This is a genomic window from Mycobacterium sp. NPDC050441, from assembly GCF_040655355.1.
Classification (GTDB): domain Bacteria; phylum Actinomycetota; class Actinomycetes; order Mycobacteriales; family Mycobacteriaceae; genus Mycobacterium.
In genome coordinates, this window is record NZ_JBFAJS010000001.1 from 23,091 (window position 1) to 46,243 (window position 23,153).

28 protein-coding genes are annotated in these 23,153 nt (G+C 67.5%); 4 read left to right on the top strand and 24 right to left on the bottom strand.

The annotated features are described in order from the left end of the window. Nucleotides 1-46 precede the first annotated feature (46 nt). On the bottom strand, nucleotides 47-742 hold the full coding sequence (locus AB0I14_RS00145) for a helix-turn-helix domain-containing protein (RefSeq protein ID WP_358014110.1): 696 nt from the start codon (nucleotides 740-742) through the stop codon (nucleotides 47-49). Continuing rightward, nucleotides 729-1,583, bottom strand: coding sequence for an oxygenase MpaB family protein (locus tag AB0I14_RS00150; RefSeq protein ID WP_358014113.1), 855 nt, complete (start codon nucleotides 1,581-1,583; stop codon nucleotides 729-731). The genes AB0I14_RS00145 and AB0I14_RS00150 overlap by 14 nt, the downstream gene beginning before the upstream one ends. A 133-nt stretch (nucleotides 1,584-1,716) precedes the next feature. On the opposite strand from AB0I14_RS00150, the gene AB0I14_RS00155 reads away from it, so the two are divergent. Then, the gene (locus AB0I14_RS00155) at nucleotides 1,717-2,565 is read left to right on the top strand and encodes an alpha/beta hydrolase-fold protein (protein WP_358014116.1); all 849 of its coding nucleotides are present in this window, start codon (nucleotides 1,717-1,719) and stop codon (nucleotides 2,563-2,565) included. Between the two features lie 16 nt (nucleotides 2,566-2,581). Here the strand turns inward: AB0I14_RS00155 and AB0I14_RS00160 are convergent, their stop codons facing one another. The 10 genes from AB0I14_RS00160 to AB0I14_RS00205 form a co-directional block, all read right to left on the bottom strand. Continuing rightward, complete coding sequence (locus AB0I14_RS00160; protein WP_358014119.1) at nucleotides 2,582-3,346, bottom strand: APH(3'') family aminoglycoside O-phosphotransferase; 765 nt, start codon at nucleotides 3,344-3,346, stop codon at nucleotides 2,582-2,584. 3 nt (nucleotides 3,347-3,349) lie between these two features. Next, nucleotides 3,350-3,577, bottom strand: coding sequence for a hypothetical protein (locus AB0I14_RS00165; RefSeq protein WP_358014122.1), 228 nt, complete (start codon nucleotides 3,575-3,577; stop codon nucleotides 3,350-3,352). Further along, nucleotides 3,574-4,056, bottom strand: a complete 483-nt coding sequence (locus AB0I14_RS00170) for a DUF3093 domain-containing protein (RefSeq protein WP_358014125.1) — start codon at nucleotides 4,054-4,056, stop codon at nucleotides 3,574-3,576. Before AB0I14_RS00170 ends, AB0I14_RS00165 begins: the two co-directional genes overlap by 4 nt. After that, complete coding sequence (locus tag AB0I14_RS00175) at nucleotides 4,049-4,435, bottom strand: hypothetical protein (RefSeq protein WP_358014128.1); 387 nt, start codon at nucleotides 4,433-4,435, stop codon at nucleotides 4,049-4,051. The genes AB0I14_RS00170 and AB0I14_RS00175 overlap by 8 nt, the downstream gene beginning before the upstream one ends. Nucleotides 4,436-4,454: 19 nt before the next feature. Then, nucleotides 4,455-4,889 carry a hypothetical protein gene (locus tag AB0I14_RS00180; protein WP_358014131.1) on the bottom strand — a complete coding sequence of 145 codons (435 nt, stop codon included), beginning with the start codon at nucleotides 4,887-4,889 and terminating at the stop codon, nucleotides 4,455-4,457. After that, nucleotides 4,886-5,866, bottom strand: coding sequence for a porphobilinogen synthase (hemB, locus tag AB0I14_RS00185; protein ID WP_358014134.1), 981 nt, complete (start codon nucleotides 5,864-5,866; stop codon nucleotides 4,886-4,888). The genes AB0I14_RS00180 and hemB overlap by 4 nt, the downstream gene beginning before the upstream one ends. Nucleotides 5,867-5,884: 18 nt before the next feature. Beyond that, nucleotides 5,885-7,561: a bifunctional uroporphyrinogen-III C-methyltransferase/uroporphyrinogen-III synthase gene (locus tag AB0I14_RS00190; RefSeq protein WP_358014137.1), complete on the bottom strand. Its 1,677-nt coding sequence runs from the start codon at nucleotides 7,559-7,561 to the stop codon at nucleotides 5,885-5,887. Further along, a complete protein-coding gene (gene hemC, locus AB0I14_RS00195; protein ID WP_358014140.1) occupies nucleotides 7,558-8,514 on the bottom strand; it encodes a hydroxymethylbilane synthase in 957 nt (318 codons plus the stop codon). Before hemC ends, AB0I14_RS00190 begins: the two co-directional genes overlap by 4 nt. A 3-nt stretch (nucleotides 8,515-8,517) precedes the next feature. Continuing rightward, complete coding sequence (locus AB0I14_RS00200) at nucleotides 8,518-9,873, bottom strand: glutamyl-tRNA reductase (RefSeq protein WP_358014143.1); 1,356 nt, start codon at nucleotides 9,871-9,873, stop codon at nucleotides 8,518-8,520. Between the two features lie 65 nt (nucleotides 9,874-9,938). Next, nucleotides 9,939-10,184 carry a glutaredoxin family protein gene (locus AB0I14_RS00205; protein ID WP_358014146.1) on the bottom strand — a complete coding sequence of 82 codons (246 nt, stop codon included), beginning with the start codon at nucleotides 10,182-10,184 and terminating at the stop codon, nucleotides 9,939-9,941. A gap of 77 nt (nucleotides 10,185-10,261) precedes the next feature. On the opposite strand from AB0I14_RS00205, the gene AB0I14_RS00210 reads away from it, so the two are divergent. Together AB0I14_RS00210 and AB0I14_RS00215 are read left to right on the top strand one after the other, a co-directional pair. Beyond that, nucleotides 10,262-11,155 carry an HAD-IB family hydrolase gene (locus tag AB0I14_RS00210; RefSeq protein WP_358014148.1) on the top strand — a complete coding sequence of 298 codons (894 nt, stop codon included), beginning with the start codon at nucleotides 10,262-10,264 and terminating at the stop codon, nucleotides 11,153-11,155. Nucleotides 11,156-11,260: 105 nt separating this feature from the next. Then, the gene (locus AB0I14_RS00215; RefSeq protein WP_358014151.1) at nucleotides 11,261-11,794 is read left to right on the top strand and encodes a MaoC family dehydratase N-terminal domain-containing protein; all 534 of its coding nucleotides are present in this window, start codon (nucleotides 11,261-11,263) and stop codon (nucleotides 11,792-11,794) included. 38 nt (nucleotides 11,795-11,832) lie between these two features. Here the strand turns inward: AB0I14_RS00215 and AB0I14_RS00220 are convergent, their stop codons facing one another. From AB0I14_RS00220 to AB0I14_RS00260, 9 genes are all read right to left on the bottom strand, one after another. Then, on the bottom strand, nucleotides 11,833-12,900 hold the full coding sequence (locus tag AB0I14_RS00220) for a lysophospholipid acyltransferase family protein (protein WP_358014154.1): 1,068 nt from the start codon (nucleotides 12,898-12,900) through the stop codon (nucleotides 11,833-11,835). A gap of 35 nt (nucleotides 12,901-12,935) precedes the next feature. Further along, on the bottom strand, nucleotides 12,936-14,069 hold the full coding sequence (locus tag AB0I14_RS00225) for an SDR family oxidoreductase (RefSeq protein WP_358014157.1): 1,134 nt from the start codon (nucleotides 14,067-14,069) through the stop codon (nucleotides 12,936-12,938). Nucleotides 14,070-14,098: 29 nt separating this feature from the next. After that, on the bottom strand, nucleotides 14,099-14,200 hold the full coding sequence (locus AB0I14_RS00230) for an AURKAIP1/COX24 domain-containing protein (RefSeq protein WP_003402602.1): 102 nt from the start codon (nucleotides 14,198-14,200) through the stop codon (nucleotides 14,099-14,101). A 130-nt stretch (nucleotides 14,201-14,330) separates the two neighbouring features. Next, a complete protein-coding gene (locus tag AB0I14_RS00235; RefSeq protein WP_003882954.1) occupies nucleotides 14,331-14,558 on the bottom strand; it encodes a cell division/environmental response transcriptional regulator in 228 nt (75 codons plus the stop codon). A 138-nt stretch (nucleotides 14,559-14,696) separates the two neighbouring features. Next, nucleotides 14,697-15,557 (bottom strand): pyrroline-5-carboxylate reductase, encoded by an 861-nt coding sequence (gene proC / locus AB0I14_RS00240; protein WP_358014162.1) that lies wholly within the window; start codon nucleotides 15,555-15,557, stop codon nucleotides 14,697-14,699. Between the two features lie 26 nt (nucleotides 15,558-15,583). Next, on the bottom strand, nucleotides 15,584-16,396 hold the full coding sequence (locus tag AB0I14_RS00245) for a thioesterase family protein (RefSeq protein ID WP_358014165.1): 813 nt from the start codon (nucleotides 16,394-16,396) through the stop codon (nucleotides 15,584-15,586). Nucleotides 16,397-16,437: 41 nt separating this feature from the next. Next, nucleotides 16,438-17,283 carry a sugar phosphate isomerase/epimerase gene (locus tag AB0I14_RS00250; RefSeq protein WP_358014168.1) on the bottom strand — a complete coding sequence of 282 codons (846 nt, stop codon included), beginning with the start codon at nucleotides 17,281-17,283 and terminating at the stop codon, nucleotides 16,438-16,440. A 22-nt stretch (nucleotides 17,284-17,305) separates the two neighbouring features. Beyond that, nucleotides 17,306-18,436 carry an FUSC family protein gene (locus tag AB0I14_RS00255; RefSeq protein WP_358014171.1) on the bottom strand — a complete coding sequence of 377 codons (1,131 nt, stop codon included), beginning with the start codon at nucleotides 18,434-18,436 and terminating at the stop codon, nucleotides 17,306-17,308. 30 nt (nucleotides 18,437-18,466) lie between these two features. Then, nucleotides 18,467-19,438 carry a Ppx/GppA phosphatase family protein gene (locus AB0I14_RS00260; protein WP_358014174.1) on the bottom strand — a complete coding sequence of 324 codons (972 nt, stop codon included), beginning with the start codon at nucleotides 19,436-19,438 and terminating at the stop codon, nucleotides 18,467-18,469. Between the two features lie 150 nt (nucleotides 19,439-19,588). On the opposite strand from AB0I14_RS00260, the gene AB0I14_RS00265 reads away from it, so the two are divergent. Next, nucleotides 19,589-20,365, top strand: coding sequence for a hypothetical protein (locus tag AB0I14_RS00265; protein WP_358014177.1), 777 nt, complete (start codon nucleotides 19,589-19,591; stop codon nucleotides 20,363-20,365). Nucleotides 20,366-20,373: 8 nt separating this feature from the next. Here AB0I14_RS00265 and regX read toward each other — a convergent pair whose 3' ends face one another. From regX to AB0I14_RS00280, 3 genes are all read right to left on the bottom strand, one after another. Beyond that, nucleotides 20,374-21,060: a two-component sensory transduction protein RegX gene (regX, locus tag AB0I14_RS00270; RefSeq protein ID WP_358014179.1), complete on the bottom strand. Its 687-nt coding sequence runs from the start codon at nucleotides 21,058-21,060 to the stop codon at nucleotides 20,374-20,376. 8 nt (nucleotides 21,061-21,068) lie between these two features. Beyond that, nucleotides 21,069-22,256 carry an ATP-binding protein gene (locus AB0I14_RS00275; protein ID WP_358014182.1) on the bottom strand — a complete coding sequence of 396 codons (1,188 nt, stop codon included), beginning with the start codon at nucleotides 22,254-22,256 and terminating at the stop codon, nucleotides 21,069-21,071. A 143-nt stretch (nucleotides 22,257-22,399) separates the two neighbouring features. Next, a complete protein-coding gene (locus AB0I14_RS00280) occupies nucleotides 22,400-23,143 on the bottom strand; it encodes a phosphoglyceromutase (RefSeq protein WP_358014185.1) in 744 nt (247 codons plus the stop codon). Nucleotides 23,144-23,153: the final 10 nt, after the last annotated feature.

Sequence of the window (23,153 nt, forward strand, 5' to 3'; positions counted from 1 at the left end):
GAAAGTACGAGCCGCCAAACACTTTGCCGCCACCGACCCGCCCGGATCAGGCCGAGACGGTGCGCAGCGACGCAGGCAGGCTGGGCAGGAAATGGCGGGTGGCGAACGCCCGGATGTCCTCGGGGGTGTCGAGGGATTCGACGCTGGGCAGCAACAGGACCATCCCCGCGTAGCGCAGGATGGTGTCGGCCAGGTCGTTGACCGCCTGCTCGCCGATCCGGGCGGCGAACCCGGCCGGGAAGATCACCTTCAGCGCGGCAGCCATCCGCTCGATCGCCGCGCCGTAATGGGTGTGCAGCATCTCCATGACCAGGGCCGGTTCATCGGCGATCAGCTGGTTGAGCACATGATGGCGACGGAACCGCAGGATCGACAGCGTGAACGCCTCGACATAGTAATTCGATTGCGGTCCTGCGCTTTTCAACTCATTGGCGATGTCGGCAAACAGCGCGACATTCTCCCGCTCGATCACGGCGGCGACCAGTTCGTCGCGATTGGCGAATCGGCGGTAGATCGTGGTGCGGCTGACGCCGGCCCGGCGCGCGACATCGTCGAGCGCGACCCGGCGCAGGCCGTGCCGCTCGAATTCGACGAGGGCGGCATCCAGGATTGCGACCGTCGCGGGCGACGAATCAGACACCGTCGCGGGCGACGAATCAGACACCGTCGCGGGCGACGAATCAGACACCGTCGCGGGCGACGAATCCGACACCGTCGCGGGCGACGAATCAGCCCCGGGCATAGCCCTTTTGCGCAAATTTGTTGTAGCGCGCACTCATCGGTAGATGATCCCACACCCAGTTCACCGGGCGGGACCGCCAGAACGCCGCGAACCGCTGGTAATTGCGTTCCTGCCGCTCACTCCACGGCAGGTCGAGCAGGTCACGGGCGCGCGGCGGCAGGCCCCCCGCGGTCAGGAAAGCCGCGGCCGGGTCGAACACCGTGGCGACCACGCGCCACACCGCCGGGTGCACCCCCTTGGGGCACGGGAAACCCTTGGTGACATAGCCGACGCCGTAGCGGGCGGACTTGTGCGGGACAGCCACCTCGTTCATCATCCGGTCCCAGTACTGCTCGAACTCGGCGTAGGTGGCCGGCATCGGCCGGTCGCTGACCCCGTAGCGGCGGTACCAGGTCTTGGACTCCCGGTAGATCTGTTCCTTCTCGGCGTCGCTGAGCCGTGTGACGAAGGTGTCGGCGAAGTAGAGGACCTGCTCGACGAACGTGGCGTGCGCCCAGAAGTAGGTGTCGGGATCCAGCGCGTGATAGCGCGACCCATCGGGCATATCGCCCTTGACGTGGTGGTGGAAGTCGCGCACCTGGGTGCCGGCGTTGTCCGCTTCCGATCCGTACACGGTCCGGTAGATCGGCGGGATGGTGCGCTTGAGCCGCTCGGCGGTGTCGGAGAAGAACGTCGAATGGTCCAGCACACCTTGCCCGAGTTCGGCCAGCATGTTCTGCAGGACGGCGGGCCGCGGCCCGATCAGGTACATCCGGTTGTCGCCGAAGTACTTCCAGACCAGTGATTGCGGCCCCAGAGGCAGGGCATCGGTCTGCTGTGGCTGCTCGGCCAATTCGGTCATGGACACAGTGTTACAGATTTCGCACTTTGTACCAACAGCTCTGTGACCACGATCACCGACATGGTGGGTGGCGTTATCGCGCTGTTGCCGGACCGTGTCACGTGTTGAGACCCATGGTTGGAATGATGCGCAGGTGACCTCGCTGACCCGCCGCGACGCGCTGCGTCTAGGTGTCACCGGTGCGGGTGCCGCGGGACTGATGGCATTGGGCAGCCTGCTCGATCCTCCTATGCCCCGCGCGTCTCCGAGCCCCAACCAAACGGCCTCCGCGGGCGCCCCGTTGCCGACCCGCGATTCGGGGTCGTTCATCTCCGCGGCCCGCGGCGGTGTCGAAACCAACTGGATCATCGCGCGCCCGCCAGGCCAGCACGGCCCATTGCGTCCGGTGATCGCCCTGCACGGGATGGACAACGATGCCGCCGGCGTGATGAGCCTGGGCATCCCGGAAACGCTGGCCCAGCTGACGGCGGCCGGCCGGCCGCCGTTCGCGGTGGTCAGTGTGGACGGCGGCAACTCGTTCTGGCGCCGTCGAGCCTCCGGGGAGGACTCCGGGGCGATGGTGCTCAACGAGCTGATCCCGATGCTGGCCACCAAAGGCATCGACACCTCACGAGTGGCCTTCATGGGCTGGTCGATGGGCGGCTACGGCGCCATGCTGTTGGGTGCCAGACTGGGCGCCGCTCGCACCGCGGCGGTCTGCGCAATCAGCCCGGCGCTGTACCTGACGTACTGGGGCGCGCCGCCCGACGCCTTCGACAGCCTCGATGACTGGCGGCAGAACTCAGCGCTGAGACTGCTGCCTGCGCTGGGGTCGATCCCGCTACGCGTCGACTGCGGCACCGGGGACCGGTTCTACGCCGCGACCCGAATGTTCGTCGACCAACTGCCCAGGACCCCAGCCGTCGGCTTCTACCCCGGTGGGCACGACGAGGACTTCTGGCGCGCGCGCTTATCCGATGAGCTTGCCTGGCTCGATTCCTGAACCGTTGCTTGTGCTCTCACGGCCAGGTCAACGGATCCAGTGCGAGGTAGAACCGCAGCCGGTCCTGGTCTATCGCCGCCGGATAGCCGGCTGCCAGGCCCGCCGCGGCGTCCTCGGCGAATTCGGGAAAGGTGTCGGCCGTATTCGCCAGCAACAACGCCAGGTCGGCGTGGCGGTCCGCGAGACCCAGCCGGCCCAGGTCGACGAACCCCTCGACGGTGAACCGGTCGGGGTCGATCAGGATGTTCGGCAGGCACAGGTCGCCATGGCACACCACCCGATCGACGGCCTCCTGGCGGCGACGGAGACCGGCCTCACGTTCGACGCGGGCCAGCAGTTCGCCTGGCGGAACGTCCAGATCCTCGTCGCGGAGGAACTCCGGGTTGACCGCGCCCGCAGCGACGACCGAGCGTGCCCGGGCCAGCATGCCGTCCAGATCGCGCCGGTGGGGACACTCGTCGGCCGCGATGTCATGCAGCGTGCGGACCGCCGCCACAATCGCGGGCCAGGCCGCCCGCAGTGCCGGTTCGGTGAGCCCATCCGCAGCGACGCCGCCGACGGCACTGGTGATCAGGACGGCGCCGCCGTCCTCGGTGGTACCCCAGTCGATGACGGCCGGCACAGGAAGCCCGTGATCGTGCGCCCAGGACACCCGGTCCCGTTCCGCAGCCAGATCGACCACCGCCGCGGGGCCGACCACCTTGGCGTACCTGGAACCGTCAGCGTTCCGGAACACCCCGGCGCCGGATTCACCGCGCGTGACTGGCTGCCAGTCGGTCACTGGTCAGCGGCGCAGCCGGGCGACACCCAACACCGTCAGTACGCCCGCCAGACCCGCCAGCACCAATGCCAGCACCAACAACGGCGACGAGTAGCTGACCGCCGTGGTGACCGGCTCACCGTCCAACACGGGCGCCACCTCGATCGTCGTCGCCGCCGCGATCCAGCTCAGCACACAGCCCACTGCGGCGATCGCGGCCACCACGAGCTCCACAACGGCCCGGCGTCTCACGGGGTGCGCTCCTCGACCAGTGGCGTCAGCAGTTCGCGCAGCTTCCGATGCTTGCGCGCCCAGGCCTGGGCTCCGCGGTTGCCGGTGAGTTTCAGCCCGATGCCGGTGCGGCCCCGCGGCACCCCGCTGAGCTCACCGAGGGCACGGTCGGACTGCCATTTGGGGCTCTCGGAACCCGACGCCTCCGGATAGATCCGCACGATCTCGTCGATCCGCAAGATCTCGGCGCCCTGCCGCAGGGTCTCGGCGGTCAACTCAACCGAGGTGTGGATACGCGCGGCCTTGATCTGGATGGCCACGAACCCCGACACCAGCACCAGGAACAGGATCGGAATCCACAGATCCTGACCGTATCCGCCGGTCATCTGCAGAATTCCCATGCCGACACCGGCGAACGGCCCCAACAAGAGCCACGCCCAACTGGCGCCCTGCTCGTAGAACAGCACCTCGGAGGCAACTTTGTTCACCGGTTCACTCACCTTCGTCTCCCCTCCGCAACGACAGTGCACTCAAGCCGGTCCCCACGATCAGCATGAGCAGCGCCAGCAGCGTCAGGATGTGCACCGGAGCCAGACTGAACGCCGCGATCAACCCGACCACCACCACGATCGCCATCGACAGCGCTACCGCGGCCCGGCGGTGCCGCGCGTCGCCGGACCGGCTGCGGCCGGCCAGGTACGCCATTCCCGCGCCGGCCAGCGCCGTGAGCACACCCACGCCACGGAACAGGGTGCTCTCGGCACTGGGCCAGGACGCGAAGGCGGCGATCAGGCCGCCGACGATCAACAACACGGAGCCGACCAACCAGCAACTGAACCCGATGGTCGCGCGTCGCGACGGGGATGAGGGTGAGGACATTGAGGCGAAGCGTAGCGAATCAGCGGGTGAAGAAACCGTCGGCGTCCTTGCGGTGCAGCAGGTACAGCCCGCCCGCGATCAGCACGGACCCGACGATTGCGGTGACCGCGTAGCCCACCGCCGCCGCGTCCTGACGTTCACCGCTCAGCAGGCTGCTGATCGACTGGAGCACCGAGATGATTCCGCCGCTGGTCAACACGGTGCGAGCCCAGCGGTACCCCTGGCGCATCAGCATCAGGAACGCCACCACGATCGAGGACAGCACCACCACGAACATCACCGAGAAGACGACCGTCATGGACTGTTGCACACCCCTGCCGGACCCGGTGAGTGCGTCGATCAGATATCCGACCACCATGAGCACCAGTGCGGCCGCCCACAACCAGAACCCGGTGTCGACGTCCTCGGGGCGTCCGGTCGGGCTCGGTTGCTGTTCGGTCACCTGATCGGTCACGCGAGCCAGCCGGCCACGTCGGCCGCCCAATAGGTCAGCACGATGTCGGCACCGGCCCGCCGGATTCCGGTCAAGGATTCCAGGGCGGCGGCCTGCAGGTCGATCCAGCCATTGGCCGCGGCCGCACAGATCATCGAGTACTCGCCCGAAATCTGGTACGCCGCAACGGGCACCGGTGAAATATCGGCAGCGGCGCGCACCACATCCAGGTAGCTCATCGCGGGCTTGACCATCACGATGTCGGCACCCTCGTCGATGTCGAGTTCCACCTCGTGCACGGCTTCGCGGATATTGCCCGGATCCTGTTGATAGGTGCGCCGATCGCCCTCCAAGCTCGACGACACCGCTTCACGGAACGGGCCGTAGAACGCCGAGGCGAACTTGGCGGCATAGGCCAGGATGGCGACGTCGGCATGTCCGGCCGCATCGAGACCGTCGCGGATGGCGGCCACCTGACCGTCCATCATGCCGCTGGGACCCACCACGTGCGCACCCGACTCCGCTTGTGCCACAGCAAGTTCCACATAGCGCGCGTTGGTCGCGTCGTTATCGACCCGTCCCGCCGCATCCAGCACGCCACAGTGCCCGTGATCGGTGAACTCGTCGAGGCAGGTGTCGGCCATCAGCACCGTCGCGTCACCAAGATCCTTGGCCAGATCACGCAGGGCCACGTTGAGGATGCCGTCCGGATCGATGCCGACGGCACCGGTCGGGTCCTTGTCCTCGTCACGGGGCACACCGAAGAGCATCAGCCCGCCAACACCGGCCGCCACCGCATCGGCGGCCGCCCGGCGCAACGAATCCCTGGTGTGTTGCACCACTCCGGGCATCGAAGAGATCGGGCGCGGGGCGTCGATGCCGTCAGCGACGAACATCGGCAGCACCAGATGGCGCGGCTCCAAAGAGGTTTGGGCCACCAGACGACGCATCGCCGGCGTGGACCGCAGACGACGAGGACGGTGCCTGGGGTAAACCATGCAATGCCTCCGCTGTTCTTAGCGCCTACGGCTCTTCTTGCGCGGCGGGGGCAGTGCCCCTTCGGCCCGCAGTCGCGCGGCGTGCTCGGCGAGCGCATCGACCAGCGGTCCCACCGCGGCCGATTCGGGTTGCACGTCCACGCGCAGGCCGAATTCCGCTGCGGTTTCAGCAGTTTTCGGCCCGATGCAGGCCACGATGGTCCGGGCGTGCGGCTTGCCGGCGATACCGACCAGGTTGCGCACCGTCGAGCTCGAGGTGAAGCAGACCGCGTCGAAGCCGCCGGTCTTGATCATCTCGCGGGTCTGCGCCGGCGGCGGAGCCGCGCGCACGGTGCGGTAGGCGGTGACGTCCTCGATCTCCCAGCCGCGCTCACGCAGGCCCTCGGCCAGCGTCTCGGTGGCGATGTCGGCGCGGGGCAGCAGCACCCGGTTCACCGGATCGAAAACCTCGTCGAACGGCGGGAACTCGTCGAGCAGGCCCAGCGAGGACTGCTCCCCCGACGGCACCAGCTCGGGGTTGATGCCGAAGGCCCGCACCTTGTCGGCGGTGGCCTGCCCGACACAGGCGATCTTCACACCCGAGAATGCCCGCGCGTCCAGGCCGAACTCGTTGAACTTCTCCCAGACCGCACGCACGGCGTTGGTCGAGGTGAACACCACCCACTGGAAACGACCGTCGACCAGACCCTTGACCGCGCGCTCCATCTGCGCGGGGCTGCGCGGCGGCTCGACCGCGATGGTCGGCACCTCGATCGGCAGGGCGCCATGGCCCACGAGCCGGTCGCTCATCTCGCCGGCCTGATCCTTGGTGCGCGGCACCAGCACGGTCCAGCCGTACAGGGCGCGGCTCTCCCACCAGTTCAGCTTGGCGCGGTTGGCCACGGTCTTGCCGATGGTGACCACCAGCGGGCCGACCAGCGGCCCGGCCAGCTCACTTCCGGCCGGCTTCTCCAGCACCGCTTTGTCGGTGAGCCCACCGAGGGTGGCCTCCACCGAACGCTGCTGGCAGGTGGTACCGCTCGCGGTCACCACGGCAGGAGTGTTCTCGGACAGACCGAATTCGATCAGGGTGCGGGCGGCGTCCGGCAGGTGCGATGCGGTCGCGTGCAGGATCAGCGGCCCGGGTGCGGCGGCCAGCGCCGCCCAGTCCACGTCACCGCGGACATCGGCCACGGTGTGCGACGACCCCAGCGGCAGGCCCGCGTAGGTGGGCACCGCACTGGTGGCGGGCAGCCCGGGGACGATCTCGAAGTTCACATGGGACTTGGCCAGCGCACCGATCTCGGTGATGACGGCGTCCACCGACAGCGGGTCACCGGAGACCAGACGCACCACGTCGTAGCCGTGGCGGGCCTCGGCGACCAGCGTCTTGGCCACCTCGGCGGGATCGCCGAGAGCGGGGCGGATCTCGGGCCCGCCCGCGATGACGGCGGCTTGCCCGGCGTCAGGGGCTCCGGCCGCGTCATCACCGGCGGCGTCGGCCTTGGCCGGCTCAGCCGGGGCCGGGCCGGCTGCCGGTGGCAGCTCGGTGCCGATCAGGGCCAGTACGGCTTCAGGGACGTCGGGATCGGTGAACACCAACTCGGCGTGCGCCAACACAGTTTGTGCCCGTGCCGTCAGCAGCCCCGGATCTCCCGGGCCTGAGCCCACAAATGTGATGCGGCCGGGCTTTGCCTTGCGACCTCGCATGGTCATTCTTCACTCCCGCGCTCTACCAACAGCTCGCGTGCACCCAGCTCGAAAAGCTCCGCTGCCACCGAGACACCCAAGTCGGCGGCCCGATCGGGAGTTCCGATGCCGGACGCACGGATCACGTCGGATCCGTCCAGCGTCGCTACGCAGCCGCGCAACGACAGCTCCTCGAAGACATTGCCGTCCTCATCAATGGACTCGACCACTTCTGCGATCGCGCCCACCGGTGCGGAACAGCCCGCCTCCAGTTCGGCGAGCAGGATCCGTTCGGCGGTGACCGCGGCGCGCGTGTCGGCGTCATCCAACTCCGACAGCACCGAAATCAGCTCGGTGTCGCCGGAGCGGCATTCCACCGCGAGCGCACCTTGAGCCGGCGCTGGCAACATCTGCACCGGCTCGAGCGACTCGGTGACTACATCGAGACGTCCGATGCGGGCCAGACCCGCTCGGGCGACCACGATGGCGTCGAGATCGCCGCTCGTAACCCTGTTCAACCTGGTATCTAGGTTGCCTCGTAGGGGGCGGATTTCCAAACCGAGACCCAGTGCTCTAAGCTGCGCGGCCCGTCGCGCACTCGACGTGCCGATCACGGACCCGACCGGCAACTCGCCGAGGACCATTCCGTCGCGCGCCACCAGCGCGTCTCGGGGGTCCTCACGGCGCGGGACGGCGGCAATCACGAACCGGTCGTCACGTGCGGTGGGCAAATCTTTGTAGGAGTGAACGGCCATGTCCACCCGGCCGTCGTGGATCGCCTCCCGGAGCGCCGCGGTGAAGACCCCGACGCCGATCTCGGCGATGGGGCCCTGGTTGCGGTCGCCCTCAGTGGAGATGATCACCAACTCGCAGGGGTGGCCTGCGGCTCGCAAAGCGTCCCTGATGGTGCCGGCCTGCGTGGTCGCCAGCAGGCTACCCCGGGTGCCGATCCGGATTACCGTATCGCGCGTATCTACCAAGCTCTACTCAGACTTATCGAGATCTGTTGTCATAAAGGGCAATTCGCTGGCCGCCACAGCTTCGACGGCCTGCGGATCGAGTTCGAACAGCTCCCGCAAGGCTTCTGCGTAGCTGTCCCCGCCAGGCGCGCTGGCGAGTTGTTTCACCCGCACCGTGGGTGCGTGCAAAAGTTTGTCGACGACGCGGCGGACCGTCTTGGCCACCTCGTCGCGGTGCGCCGACTCCAGTTCGGGCAGCCGGTTGTCCAGGCGCAGCAACTCGGCCTCCACCACGTCGGCGGCGCGTTGCCGCAGCGCGGTGACGGTCGGGGTGACCTCGGCCATCCGCTGGCCCGCCAGGTAGTTGGCAACCTCGGTGGCGACGATCGTGCGGGCCGCATCGGCATCGGTGGCCGCGGCCCGCGCCGACGGCTCCCGCTGGATCCGGTCCATGTCGACGACCCAGACACCGGGCAACCCGGACACCGCGGGATCCACGTCGCGAGGCATACCGAGGTCACAGATGACCAGCTGCCGATCACCGGCCTCTGCGTTGCGCTGCGCCAGTGCATGGTGCACGTCGGCCAGTGAGACCACCGGCCGCACCGCCCCGGTGCTGCTGACCACGACATCGGAATCGGCCAGGGCTTCCGCGAGCTGGTCCAGGGAAAAGGCCTGCGCCTGCACGCCCTGCTCGGTGAGGTTCGCCGCGAGGCGCTCGGCCCGCGGCAGCGACCGATTCACCACGTGGACCTGCTCGATTCCGGCCCGCACCAGGTGTGCGCCGGCCAGGGCGCCCATCGAGCCCGCGCCGATCACGGCTGCGGTGCGCCCGGCGAGCCCGCCGATGAGTTTGGTTTCGGCCATCCCGAGGGCCACCGAGACCACCGACGCGCCAGCGGCGTCGATCCCGGTCTCGGAATGCACCCGCTTGCCCACGTTCAGGGCCCGCTGGGCCAGTTCATGCAACGTGCGCCCGACGGTCTGATGCTCCTCGGCCGACGCATATGCGCGACGCACCTGGCCCAGCACCTGGGCTTCACCGATGACGGCCGAATCCAGGCCGCTGGTCACCGCGAAAAGGTGCTCGACAGCGGCCTCGGCATAGCGCACGTAGGCGTATTTGGTGAGATCGTTCAGCGACATGCCGGAGTGGTCGGAAAGTACCTGCCCGATGATCGACAGGCCGCCGTGGAAGGCCTCGACCACGGCGTACACCTCGACGCGGTTGCACGTGGACAGGACCATGGCCTCGGTGACCAACGAGGACCGGAGTACCTCGTCGATGATCTTGGCCTGATCCGACTCGTCAGTGCTCAACTGCTCGAGAACAGACACCGGCGCGCTGCGGTGCGAAACCCCGAATAGCAGCACACTCACGGCTTCATCACCACGTCACCAAGGTAATCGTTTCCGGCCCGCCCACCAAATTTCATCTGTGGGCTTCACCTGGTAGGCACCTCGGCCCGAAGCGCCTGCTCGTCGACTTCCCAGTAGCTGTGTTGGGTCCCGTTCAGCAAAACCACCGGCAACAGATCGCCGAACTCGGCCCGCAGGGAGGCGTCACCGGCGGCAGCGGCCTCATCCACATCCGTGGTCACCAGCTCGAAGTCCAGTTCTTCACGCAACGCGGTCAACTGCTGCGCCGCCCGCTCACACATGCTGCAGCCCGTCCTGGTCAGCAACGTCACAGTGGTTCGACCGCCGGTACCCGTCTGCCCGCCCTCCACAACGCCAGTATCCCGGCCCGGTGACTTAGGGTGAAAACGTGCCCGAATCCGGTAGTGCCGATGCGCTCGAACAGGAGCTTGCCGCCGAGGCCAGCGCCGAACTCGCCGTGACCGAGCTCGAGCCCGACACCGACACCGCGGCGACGCCGGCACCGCCGCCCGACCTGACGGCCGCGGCGTTCTTCGACGTCGACAACACCCTGGTGCATGGGTCGTCATTGGTGCACTTCGCCCGCGGCCTGGCCGCCCGCAAGTACTTCACCTACCGCGACATCCTGGGCATCGCATATGCCCAGGCCAAGTTCCAGTTCACCGGCAAGGAGAACAGCGACGACGTCGCCGAGGGCAAGCAGAAGGCCCTGGCGTTCATCGAGGGCCGGTCCACCGCGGAGCTCGTCGCCCTGGGCGAGGAGATCTACGACCAGATCATCGCCGACAAGATCTGGCCCGGGACCCGGGCGCTGGCCCAGATGCACCTGGACGCCGGTCAGCAGGTGTGGCTCGTCACCGCGACCCCCTACGAGCTGGCCGCCACGATCGCCAAGCGGCTGGGGTTGACGGGTGCGCTGGGGACGGTCGCCGAGTCGGTCGACGGGGTGTTCACCGGCCGGCTGGTCGGAGACATCCTGCACGGCACCGGAAAGGCCCACGCGGTGCGGTCCCTGGCCATCCGCGAAGGTCTGAACCTCCGCCGGTGCACCGCCTATTCGGACAGCTTCAACGACGTACCGATGCTGTCGCTGGTCGGTACCGCGGTGGCGATCAACCCCGACGCCGCGCTGCGCGACGTGGCCAGAGAGCGCGGCTGGGAGATCCGCGACTTCCGCACTGCACGCAAGGCGGCGCGCATCGGTGTGCCGTCGGCATTGGCGCTCGGCGCGCTGGGCGGCGCGCTGGCCGCTGCCGCCTCCCGCCGCCACGACATTCGCTGAGCTAACAGGCCGCGTTATAAGCTTCCGCGGCGGGCCGCGCCAGCGGCTTGGCAGTCAGGCACGTTTGTGCGCACCGCGCACCGCATACGGAACAGCGCAGGGAATATGAGCATCGCCGCAAACATCATCGGGACTCACTACCGGTACCCCGACTACTTCGAGGTCGGCCGGGAGAAGGTCCGTGAGTTCGCCCGCGCGGTCAAGGACGACCATCCCGCGCTCTACGATGCCGAGTCCGCCAAAGAATTCGGCCACGACTCGGTGGTGGCGTCGGTGACGTTCCTCGCGGTGGCCGGCCGACGGGTCCAGCTCGAGCTGTTCGACAAGTTCGACATTCCGATCAACCTGGAGCGCGTGCTGCACCGCGACCAGAAGCTGATCTTCCACCGGCCGATCCTGGTCGGCGACAAACTGTGGTTCGACTCGTACCTGGACTCGGTCATCGAATCGCACGGCACCGTGATCGCCGAGGTCCGGGCCGAGGTCACCGACGACGACGGCAACCCGGTTGCCACGAGCATCGTCACCATGCTCGGCGAGGCGGCCCTCGACGAGGCCGACGAGATCAGTTCACAGATCGCCGCGGCGCGCGACGCCGCGATCGCCAAGATGGTTGCTGGGCAAAAGTCCGGCGCCTGATTTTTCTTTGCGCGAGCGATAAAAGGTGAGTGAAAAACTCAGCCGAAGAACATGTTTCGGCGCCCCGCCAACAGCTGGTACAGCGTGTGCTGGATGGTCTCGCGGACCTGATCGGTCAGCTCGAAGGTGATCATCGGATCGTCGGCGGCGCTCTCGTCGTAGTCGACCGTCTCGATCGGCTCACCGAACTGGATGTGCCACTTCGACGGCAACGGCAATAGGCCGAGCGGGCCGGCGAGCGGGAACAGCGGCGTCACCGGGAAGTACGGCAGACCGAGCAACCGGGCCAGCAGCTTCACGTCGGCCATCATCGGGTAGATCTCCTCCGAGCCCACGATCGAGCACGGCACGATCGGCGCGTGGGCCCGCAGAGCTGCGGAAACGAAGCCGCCGCGGCCGAACCGCTGCAGCTTGTAGCGATCTTTGAAGTTCTTGCCCAGCCCCTTGAAGCCCTCCGGGAACACCGCGGTGAGCTCACCGTTGGCCAGCAGCCGGTGCGCGTCGGTGGTGCAGGCGACGGTGTGCCCGGCCTTGCGCGCGGCCTGCCCGACCATCGGCAGATCGAACACGAGATCGGCGGCCAGCAGGCGCAGATCCCGGTTCGCGGGGTGGTGATCGTGAACGGCCACCTGGGTCATCAGCCCGTCGAAGGGCAGCACCCCGGCGTGGTTGGCCACCACCAGCGCGGCGCCGGTCTCGGGCAGATTCTCTATACCGGAAACCTCAACTCGGAACCAGGACCGGAAAAACGTTCTCAGCAAAGGCAAAAAGATTGCATTGGTGATGTGCGGGTCGAACCCGAACTCGTCCACCGAGTACTCACCGGCCATCCGGGTGCGGACGAATTCCGAGACCGCCGCTATACCCTTGACGAGTTCGCTGGGGCCTTCGTCGGCTGTCGACTGACCCGACGCGCTGTTGCGCCGCTGATCGATCTCACGCACCACCGCGGCGATCTGCTCGGCCGAGGCACGGCTTCCCGGATCGGCGAGAACCGAAGGATGTCGGCGGGCGCTGTCGGACCGGGCCGCGGCCCGGCGCGCGGCCGAGGAACGGTTCGAATTCCCGTGTAGCGGAATGACTTTCGCTTTTGATTCGGCCGCCACGTCGATACCTTCTCCCACCCCGGATAGAGCCAGTACTAATATCCCAAACGCTGCGCCATCCCCATGGCGCGACTCTCCATTGAGCGTACCCATCGCGGATCGAGTATCGGTGTCAATCCACGACCACGGACGTAATCGTCGAATGCTTCGGCGGTCGTCCACTTGGGACTGTAGCCCAGATCCCTGTGCATTCGCGTAGTGTCCATGACCCGGCCATAGCTCAGATAGTTCATCTGATCGCGGTCGAGTTCGGTGTAACGCGTTGCGCGACTGAGCGAATTGATCGCCGACAACGCCCCGCGCGGGACCGGGAGCCGGACGCGTCCCGAACGCCGGATCGCCTGGCTCATCATGATGATGCCCGCGGCACCGACGTTGAACGTGCCTGCTTTGCCGGCCATCGTCGCACGCTCAAGCGCGCCGAGGGCGTCCTGTTCGTGCAGCAGCTGCAGCCGCGCGTCATGCCCGACGACCGACGGAACCACGGGCCCGGCCAGATACCGCGAGAGTGCGGTGTCCATCGCGGGCCCGATCATGTTGGCCAGCCGCAGGATGGTCAGATCGATGTCCGGACGGCGCCGGGCCAGGCCGCGCGCATAGCCCTCCATGTCCATGGAGTCGCGGGCGAACCCGTCACCCGGCGGACGCCGAGCACTGCTCTCCTCGCTGAACATCACCGGATCGCGCGAGCTCGCGCCGTACACCTCAGAGGTGGACTTGAGCACGACCCGACGGACCGACGGTGCCTTCTGGCAGGCGGCGAACAACTGGATCGCGCCCATCACGTTGAGTTCCTTCAACGTGGCGCGGCCTCCGGACCTCGGCGCGTAGGACGCCGCCGCGGCATGCACGACGGTGTCCACGTTCCCGTTTCGAATCACCTTGGCGATAAACGGGTTGCGGATGTCGGCGCGGACAAACTCCGCGCGTCCCATCCGACGCATCATGTCCTTGCTCGGCACCACCGCATCGACGGCGATGACGTGCTCGATCGCCGGGTTCTGCGCCAGCCTGGCGGTCAGATAACCACCGAGGAACCGGCACGCACCCGTGACCAGGACTACTTTCGGAGCGGGCGACGCATCTGCGGACTGTCCCGCACCGGAAGTATCCGAACCAGATCCGGGGACTCCCGTCGGGCGTCCCCCCGAACGACCATCAGAATCCATCGGCTCAGCCTAGCGGCCGCAGCAGTTGACTACTTGCCGAGTTTTCTACGCTGCACCCGGGTACGGCGAAGCAGCTTGCGGTGCTTCTTCTTCGACATACGCTTACGCCGCTTCTTGATGACTGAGCCCATAAACCCTGGTGTCTCCGCTACTGACGCTGTTGATTGACCTGGTTACTTTACCCGGGCCAGTCACCGAAACGGAAAACGCCAGCCTGGTCTGGGCGCTCAGCCGGTACGGCGGCGCTGTCAACCCTGGCTGTCAGCCGGCGTCGAAGTACGAAGACTCCAGCAGATCGTGGACTGCCTTGGCGTGGACCCGGAACGATCGGCCCACTCGAACCGCAGGCAGTTCACCGTTGTGCACCAACCGGTACACCGTCATCTTCGAGACCCTCATCAAGCTCGCCACTTCGGCGACCGTCAGAAATTGAGCTCGAGGCTGACCGTCGCCAGCATCCCGCGCCGATGGCCCGTTCATAGACGTCATCGCAACCCAATCAATCAGGCACAGGCAGTTCCAGCGGCTTCCCCACCGCTGGCACCGACCCGCGCATACAAAGGGAGAATAGCGTGGCGGGTGGGGTTACTGCGACGGGTGTGGGCTAATCAGTTGGAATTAATCTAATTACTCAGATGTAATTCCGAGCTGCTCAGAGCGCGTTTTCGCGGCCAGAACGGCGTTCGACACCGCGCCCCGCAGTCCCCCACGCTCCAGTTCCCGCAGCCCAGCGGCGGTGGTGCCGGCCGGCGAGGTCACCATTGCCCGCAATCGGGCCGGTGTGGTGTCCAGCGCGGCGCCTCCGGCCGCGTTCACCTCATCGAGACGTTCCAGCAGCATTGCCGCCGAGCCGGCCATCGTCTGGACCGCCAGATCGGTGGCCACCGCACGCGACAGACCCGATTCCACGCCCGCGTCGACCAGAGCCTCGACCATCAGGAAGAAGTACGCCGGCCCCGACCCGGACACCGCGGTCACCGCGTCCAGCTGCGACTCACTCACGGTGAGTACGCCGCCGACCGCGTCGAAGATCGACGAGACCTCCTTGAGCTGCTCGGCAGTCGCAAACCGGCCCGCCGCCAAAGCGCTCACCCCGCCGCCGACCACGATCGGGGAGTTGGGCATGACGCGGATGACCGGAGACCCGGCCGGCAGCTTGTTCTCGTAGTACGACGTGCTGACACCGGCCGCGATGCTGACGAACACCTGCTCGGCGGTGTCGGAATCGGCGCGCGCTGCCGCGTCGGCGATCTCGTCGATCACATTCGCGACGTCAGTCGGCTTGACCGCGATCACCACGTAGGCGGCGTTGTCGGCAGCATCGGCGACCGAGGTCACCAGCACCGAGTACTTCTCCGACAGGTACTTGGCCCGGTCCGGGTACTTCTCCGCGACCACCATGTCCTTGACCTGCCTGCCAGCCCTCAACAGCCCCGACAGCAGCGCCTCGCCCATGCTTCCGCCGCCGATTATCGCGATTCTCGACATGGGCGACAGCATTCCATGTCCGAACGTCAGGGCGCTGCGGGCACCATCGCCAACTGCCGCGTCTGCACGATGATCCGGCCCTCGCAGTCGACGACGATGTGGTCCTCGTCGAACCAGTCCTGGCCGATCTGCACCGAGGTGCACATCACCCGGAGCCAGCCGTCGGCCGGTAATGCCCGCAGATAGGCCGTCAGCTGGACCGTGGGCGCCCAACCGGTGCGTTCCACGGCAAAGGTGACCGGAGCCGACACGTCGCCGCACAGAAGCGCGAACAGCACGTCGGGAGCGACACCCTTCGGACGCACCCAGTACTCGAACACCGGCGGACCGCCGTCACTACGCGGCCCCATGGTGTGCAGCGCCGGGCGGATGTCGCAGCCGTGCGCCAGGTGCACGACATGCTCCATCGGATGCCCAGGCCCGATCGACTCCAGCCCGGGCGGCGGTTCGGGCGTCATCAGCGGCACCACAGGGTTGAACGACAGCAGCGGGGGCACGTGATGCTCGGGCTCGCCGAGGGTGACCGACACCGTCACCGCGACCCGCTCCCCCTGTCGGAGCTCGACGTCCACCAGACCGATCCGGCGGCCCCGCTTACGCACCGTGGTGACCACCTGCATCGGACCGGGATCGGGCGCCCACAGGTAGTTTCCCGAGACCGCGAGGGGCTGCGCGGACGTGCCCAGCTCGGTCCGGGCGGCGTTGGCACACAGCGCGAGCATGGCGCCGCCGTGCACCTTGGGCCCGATCGTCCAATGCTCGTTGAGCTCGCCGTGATAGACGCCGTCGCCGGCCGGCGTCAGTGCCATGGCATCGGTGAACAGGGTGGAACCGGTCATGTGCGTCCTCTGCAGCCGGGGGCGGGTGGGCGGGATCAGGTTCAGCGCAACAGGTGCGTGCGGGCGAACTCCAGCGACTCGGTCAGCAGTGCCTCGCGTTCGAAAGCCGTCCTGGCCGCCGAGGTGGTGACCTCGAGGACTACGTGACCGGAGAAATTGCTCGCCGCCAGCATCTGGCACACCTCGGCAGTGGGCTGAGTGCCGCGGCCCGGGACCAGATGCTCGTCGGTGGAGGCGCCCTTGCCGTCGCACAGGTGCAGGTGCACCAGACCGTCGCCCATGCGCCGGGCCATGTCCATCGCATCGGTGCCCGCCGTCGCGGTGTGGCTCAGATCGAGCGTGTAGTGCGCATGATCACCGTCCAGCGGGTCATACGACGGCGCGAAAGCGGAGATGCCCGGGCCCGGCCTGCCGCCGCGCTTGCGCATCCGCTCGATCGACGTGCCACCCGCACCGAAAAACCGGTCGGCCCGGAACGGGAACATGTTCTCCACCGCCACCAGGACCTCGCTGTCGGCCTCCAGCTGGGCGACCTGCTCGCTGAACCCCTCGGCGTAGCGGCGCTGCCAGCGGAACGGCGGATGCACGACGACGGTCTGCGCGCCCAGCTGCTCGGCGGCACGCACGCTGCGTTCCAGCTTCGGGACCGGGTTGGCGCCCCACACCCGCTGCGAGATCAGCAGACAGGGCGCGTGCACCGACAACACCGGCACTCCGTAGTGCGCCGACATCTTGGCGATCGTGTCGATGTCCTGGCTGACCGACTCCGCCCACACCATCAGCTCGACGCCGTCGTAGCCGAGGCGGGCGGCGTACTCGAACGCAGCCTCCGTCCTCAGCGGATAGACCGAGGCGGTGGACAGACCGATCTTGATGGCTGGGCGCACGACCTAATTGTGTACTGGAGTACTAACTCGCCTGCAGCAGTGCCAACGGTCCGAAGGTGACCAGGGCACCGACCGCCACCGCGGTCAGCGTGCTGCCGATGTCCTCGGTCTTGCGGACCACCCGCACGCCACCGGCCAGGCCGAGGATGACCAGCACCCCGAGCACCAGCGCGACGATGGTGTTCCACTTCCACAGCTGATCGAAGGCGATGAACAGGCCGGCACCGAAGGCCACCGCGATCACGCACTGACCGACGATCCACAGCCCGCGAACCAGCGGGGAGGCGGGCGGCTGCTCCTCGTCGAATTCGTCGTGCTCGTCGAAGTCGCCAGCACCCTCGGACAGGTGCTCGTCGCGTTCGAGATCGACGCTGTCGCGGCCACGTGGACGGCGGGCTTGCTCGTCGGCCACGGACTCTCCGCCGAACAACGGCCCGAGCGACGAGTACGAGCGATCCCCGTAGTCATCGTCGTAGTCGTCGCCCGCGTAGTCGTCGTAAACGGTGTCGTCGACGGAGTCCACGCCATGACGGTCGTGGACGTCGGGCTCCACCAGCGCGTCGGCCGGTCCTGCCGCATCGTCCGCGTGTAGGTCGTAGAGGGGGTCCGGGCTCATCCGCTCGGCACCGGTGCCCGACGGCCGGTAGTCGCGCTTCGGCGGCTTGGGCTGCGCGCGGCGCGGACGTGGCCGGAATTCGACGGGCTCGGGGTCGGCGTCGCGCGCGGCCAGGTGCGCGTCGTAGTCGTCCTCGGCCTCGGCCCGCACCTCATCGGGTTCGGCCGGCCTCACGGGCGGCTTGACCCGAGGCGGCCGGGGGCCGCCGTTGCGGACCCGCGGCTCATCGCGCAGTTGTTCGCGCGGCTCACGAGATTCGCGGGGTTCGCGCGGTTCGTCCAGGATGGGCGCCACGACGGCGGTGTCGACCAGTGGGTCAGGCGCGGGAACCGGCTCATCGAGGGGTTCAGGCTCCATGTCATCGGTGATGACCGGGATCTCGCCGGTGAGCTCGGCCACGGTCACCGCGTCGCTGTTACCGCGCCGACGCCGACGGCGACCGCCGACCGGGGGTGCCCCGATCGTCCCGTTCTTTGCCAGCAACTCCGCGACCGAGATCGGTCGGGTGCCGGATGGGCTGTTCTCTGGTCCTGTCATACCTATGTTGCCTTTGGGGCTAGCTTTTCCTTAACGTCCGGCGTCGCGCGCCGACGTCTCTACCAAGGCTGTGCCGTCGGCCTCGCTGTCGAGTTTCCGCAGAATCAATCCCTCTCGCAACGCCCAGGGGCAAATGTCGACGGAATCGATCTCCAGTGCTCGCATACTAGCCTCAGCTACCAAAGCACCGGCCACGATCTGTGGTGCCCTCTCGGCACTCACCCCTTCCAGTTCGGCACGGTCAGCCGCTGTCATCCTAGAGATGAAAGCTATGAGCTGTCTTAATCCAGCGGCGGTGAGGGTCCGCTTGACCCGTGGGCCTGCGCCCGAGGGGGCCGCCCCGGTGAGTCGGGCCAGCGACCGGAAGGTCTTCGACGTCGCCACCGCGAGGTCCGGGTTTCCGGCCCGGCGCATGGTGGTACCGGCGTCGGCGAGCTCGTTGGCCAGCCAGTCCCGCAGCATCGCGACTCGGCGCCGTCCAGGTGGGTCTTCGGCCAACCACTCCCTGGTCAGCCGGCCCGCCCCCAGGGGCAGCGAGAGCGCCACCTCGGGCTCCTCATCGACCCCGCTGGACAGTTCCAGCGAGCCACCGCCGATGTCGATGTTGATGATGCGGCCCGCGCTCCAGCCGTACCAGCGGCGCACCGCCAGGAACGTCAGGCGGGATTCGTCGACCCCGCTGAGCACACCGAGGGACACCCCGGTCTCCGCCCGCACCCTGGCCAGGACTTCCTCGGAGTTGGTGGCGTCGCGCACCGCCGAGGTGGCAAACGCCATCAATTCGGCACAACCCGAGCTGGTGGCGATCTTGGCGAACTCGTCCACCGTGGCCACCAGGCTGTCGGCACCCTTGCGGGTCAGTTTGCCGGAGCCGTCGATGGCCTCGGCGAGTCGCAGCGCCGCCTTGGTGGAGCTCATCGGGGTCGGGTGTCCGCCACGGCGAGCATCCACCACAAGGAGATGAACCGTGTTACTCCCGACATCGAGCACGCCTAACCGCACTGGACCAACCTAACCGCAGCCGACCAGCGCTTCGTGGCCGGACCTCCTCCGAACCCGCGAGATGCGCCCGCCCGGGCTGTGGGACTCCCCACCGCGAGTCGTGCCGCGGTTGGGAAATGCGTTCCGCCGTATGGGGGTACCGTTTGCGCCGTGACAGATGTGCATCCCGGCGAAGTCGAACTCGACTTTGCCCGCGAATGGGTGGAGTTCTACGACCCGGAGGACGCGACCCATCTGATCGCGGCCGATATGACGTGGTTGCTGTCCCGCTGGACGTGTGTCTTCGGCACACCGGCCTGCAAGGGCACCGTCGAGGGCCGCCCGGACGACGGCTGCTGCTCGCATGGCGCGTTCCTTTCTGATGACGACGATCGTGCGCGGCTTGATGACGCGGTCAAGCAGCTGACCGACGAGGACTGGCAGTTCCGGGACAAGGGCCTGGGCCGCAAGGGCTATCTGGAAGACGACGAGTACGACGGCAAGCCCAACCAGCGGACCCGGAAGTACCGGGGGGCCTGCATCTTCCTGAACCGGCCGGATTTCCCGGGCGGAATCGGGTGTGCGCTGCACAGCAAGGCCCTCAAGCTCGGTGTCGAGCCGCTGACCATGAAGCCCGACGTGTGCTGGCAGTTGCCGATCCGGCGTAGTCAGGAATGGATCACCCGGCCCGACGACACGCAGATCCTGCGCACCGTCATCACCGAATACGACCGCCGCGGCTGGGGCGAGGGCGGTGCCGACCTGCACTGGTACTGCACCGGCGACCCCGCCGCCCATGTCGGCGCCCGCCCGGTGTTCGAGTCCTACGCCCCCGAGCTCACCGCGGTGCTCGGCGAGAAGGCCTACGCCGAACTGGCCGCGATGTGCCGGCGGCGCAGCGCCCTTGGGTTGGTCGCCGTGCATCCGGCGACCCGCGCCGCCGAGTAGCGCGGGGTTCAGCCCTCCAGCTTGTAACCGAGGCCACGCACGGTCACCAGGTGCACCGGGTTGGCCGGGTCCGACTCGATCTTGGAGCGCAGCCGTTTGACATGCACGTCAAGGGTTTTGGTGTCACCCACGTAGTCGGCGCCCCATACCCGGTCGATGAGCTGGCCGCGGGTGAGCACCCGGCCACTGTTGCGCATCAGGTACTCCAGGAGATCGAACTCCTTGAGCGGCAACGTGACCTGTTCCCCGTTGACGCTGACGACATGCCGTTCGACGTCCATCCGCACCGGGCCGGCTTCCAGCACGCCGTCACCGATCGCGCCGTCGTCGGTGTCGGAGCCGCGGCGCAGCACCGCCCGGATCCGCGCAATCAGCTCGCGGGCCGAATACGGCTTGGTGACATAGTCATCGGCACCCAACTCGAGGCCGACAACCTTGTCGATCTCACTGTCACGCGCGGTGACCATGATCACCGGCACGCTGGATCGGGCACGCAGTTGCTTACAGACATCGGTACCGCTCATCCCGGGCAGCATCAGGTCCAGCAGGACGATATCGGCGCCGGAGCGCTCGAACTCGGCCAGTGCAGAGGGACCATCGGCCACCACGGTGGCCTCGAAGCCTTCCTTGCGGAGCAGGAATGCCAGGGGATCGGCCAGCGACTCCTCGTCTTCAACGATCAACACGCTGGTCATAAGTCTCGCTAATCCTCTCGGTCGTCTGAGTCACCTGTCGACTCATCGGTTTCGGGATAGGCCGGAATCGACAGAGTGAATGTCGACCCGGTGCCCGGCTGACTCCACAGCCGGATGGTTCCGTTGTGGTTCGCGGCCACATGTTTGACGATCGCCAGGCCCAGCCCGGTGCCGCCGGTGGCGCGCGAACGGGCCTTGTCGACCCGGAAGAACCGCTCGAAGACCCGTTCCTGATCGGCCTTGGCGATTCCGATACCGCGGTCGGTGACCGCGATCTCGACACTGCCGCCCCGCCGGCGCCGGCTGACGGATATGCCGGATCCGTTGGGCGAGTACGCAATTGCATTTGATACCAGATTGGCGATGGCGGTCACGAGCAGGGTCTGGTCGCCCAGCACCCGGAAGCCGGTCGGGGCGTCGGTGGTGATCGAGATGTCGGCCTTGTCGGCGGCCACCTTGTGCCGCGACAGCGCCTCGGACACCACGGTGTCGACGTCGACGGCCCCCAGATCCGGCAACCGCTCGGCGCCCTGCAGCCGGGACAGTTCGATCAGCTCACCGACCATGTCGGCCAGCCGCAGCGATTCGGCCACCATCTTGTCGGAGAACCGGCGCACCATGTCCGGGTCGTCGGCCGAGGCCTGCAGCGCCTCGGCGAGCACCCGCATGGCGCCCACCGGGGTCTTGAGCTCATGGCTGACGTTGGCGACGAAGTCACGCCGCGTGGCTTCCATCCGGGCGTGCTCGGACTGGTCGTCGGCGTAGACGACGGCGAAGCGGCGATCTTCACCGCTCAGCGGCCGCACCCAGCCGCGCACCGAGATCCCCGACCGCCCGGGATGAGGGAGCTTGCGCGGCGACAGATCGACGTCGATGGGCTGGCCGGTGGCGAACACCTGCTCGGCTGCGCGCCAGGCCCGGTCGTCGAGCAGGCGGTCACGCACCACACCGAGCTCGGTGGCGCGGTCGTTGGCGTAGACGACGTCATTGAACGTGTCGACCACGACGATGCCGTTGGGCGCTGCGGACACGATGTGCGCCAGCATCTGCGACACCGTCAGACCGGCCTGATCGGCCTCGCGCTGCTGCCGCTTGGCGACGATTCGGGGCGCGACCACGGCGGCCACCCCCGCACCGACGATCAGCGCGAGCAACGACACGACCGCCGTCAGCAGTAACGCCGACACCAAGCTCACGCGAAAATCGTACGCACCCGGTGAACGTCATCCCAGCAGCGTGCGGCCAAAACGGGACAAGTCACACCGACAAATACAGGTGTTCGGCTGTCGTTAACCCCCGGTAACCTGCTGTTTGCCCGCAAGCCCGGGTGTCCAGCGAACTATTTCTTGGCGCCCTGCGCGGCGACCGCGGCAGCCCCGGCCGCGGCGGCCTCGGGGTCGAGGTATTCACCGCCGGTGACCAGGGGCTTGAGGTTTTCGTCGAGGTCGTAGCGCAGCGGGATGCCGGTCGGGATGTTCAGCCCGACGACGTCCTCGTCGGACATTCCGTCGAGGTACTTGACCAGCGCACGCAGCGAATTTCCGTGGGCGGCGATCAGGACGGTCTTGCCGGCCTTGAGGTCGGGCACGATCGTCGCCTCGTAGTACGGCACGAACCGGGTCACGACGTCCTTGAGGCATTCGGTCAGCGGGCCGCCGCCGATGTCGGCGTAGCGCGGGTCGGCGTCCTGGCTGAACTCGCTGCCCTTCTCGATCGGTGGGGGCGGGGTGTCGTAGCTACGCCGCCACGCCATGAACTGCTCTTCGCCGTACTTGTCCTTGGTGGCGGCCTTGTCCAGGCCCTGCAGCGCGCCGTAATGCCGCTCATTGAGCCGCCAGTCGCGGTGCACCGGGATCCAGTGCCGGTCGGCGGCATCCAGTGCCAGGTTGGCGGTGGTGATCGCGCGACGCAGCAGCGAGGTGTAGACCACATCGGGCAGTACACCCTGCTCGGCCATCAGGTGGCCGCCGCGGACCGCCTCGGTGCGGCCCTTGTCGGTGAGGTCGACGTCGACCCATCCGGTGAACAGGTTCTTCTGGTTCCAGTCGCTCTCACCGTGGCGGAGCAGGATCAGCGTCGGCATGCGTGTGATC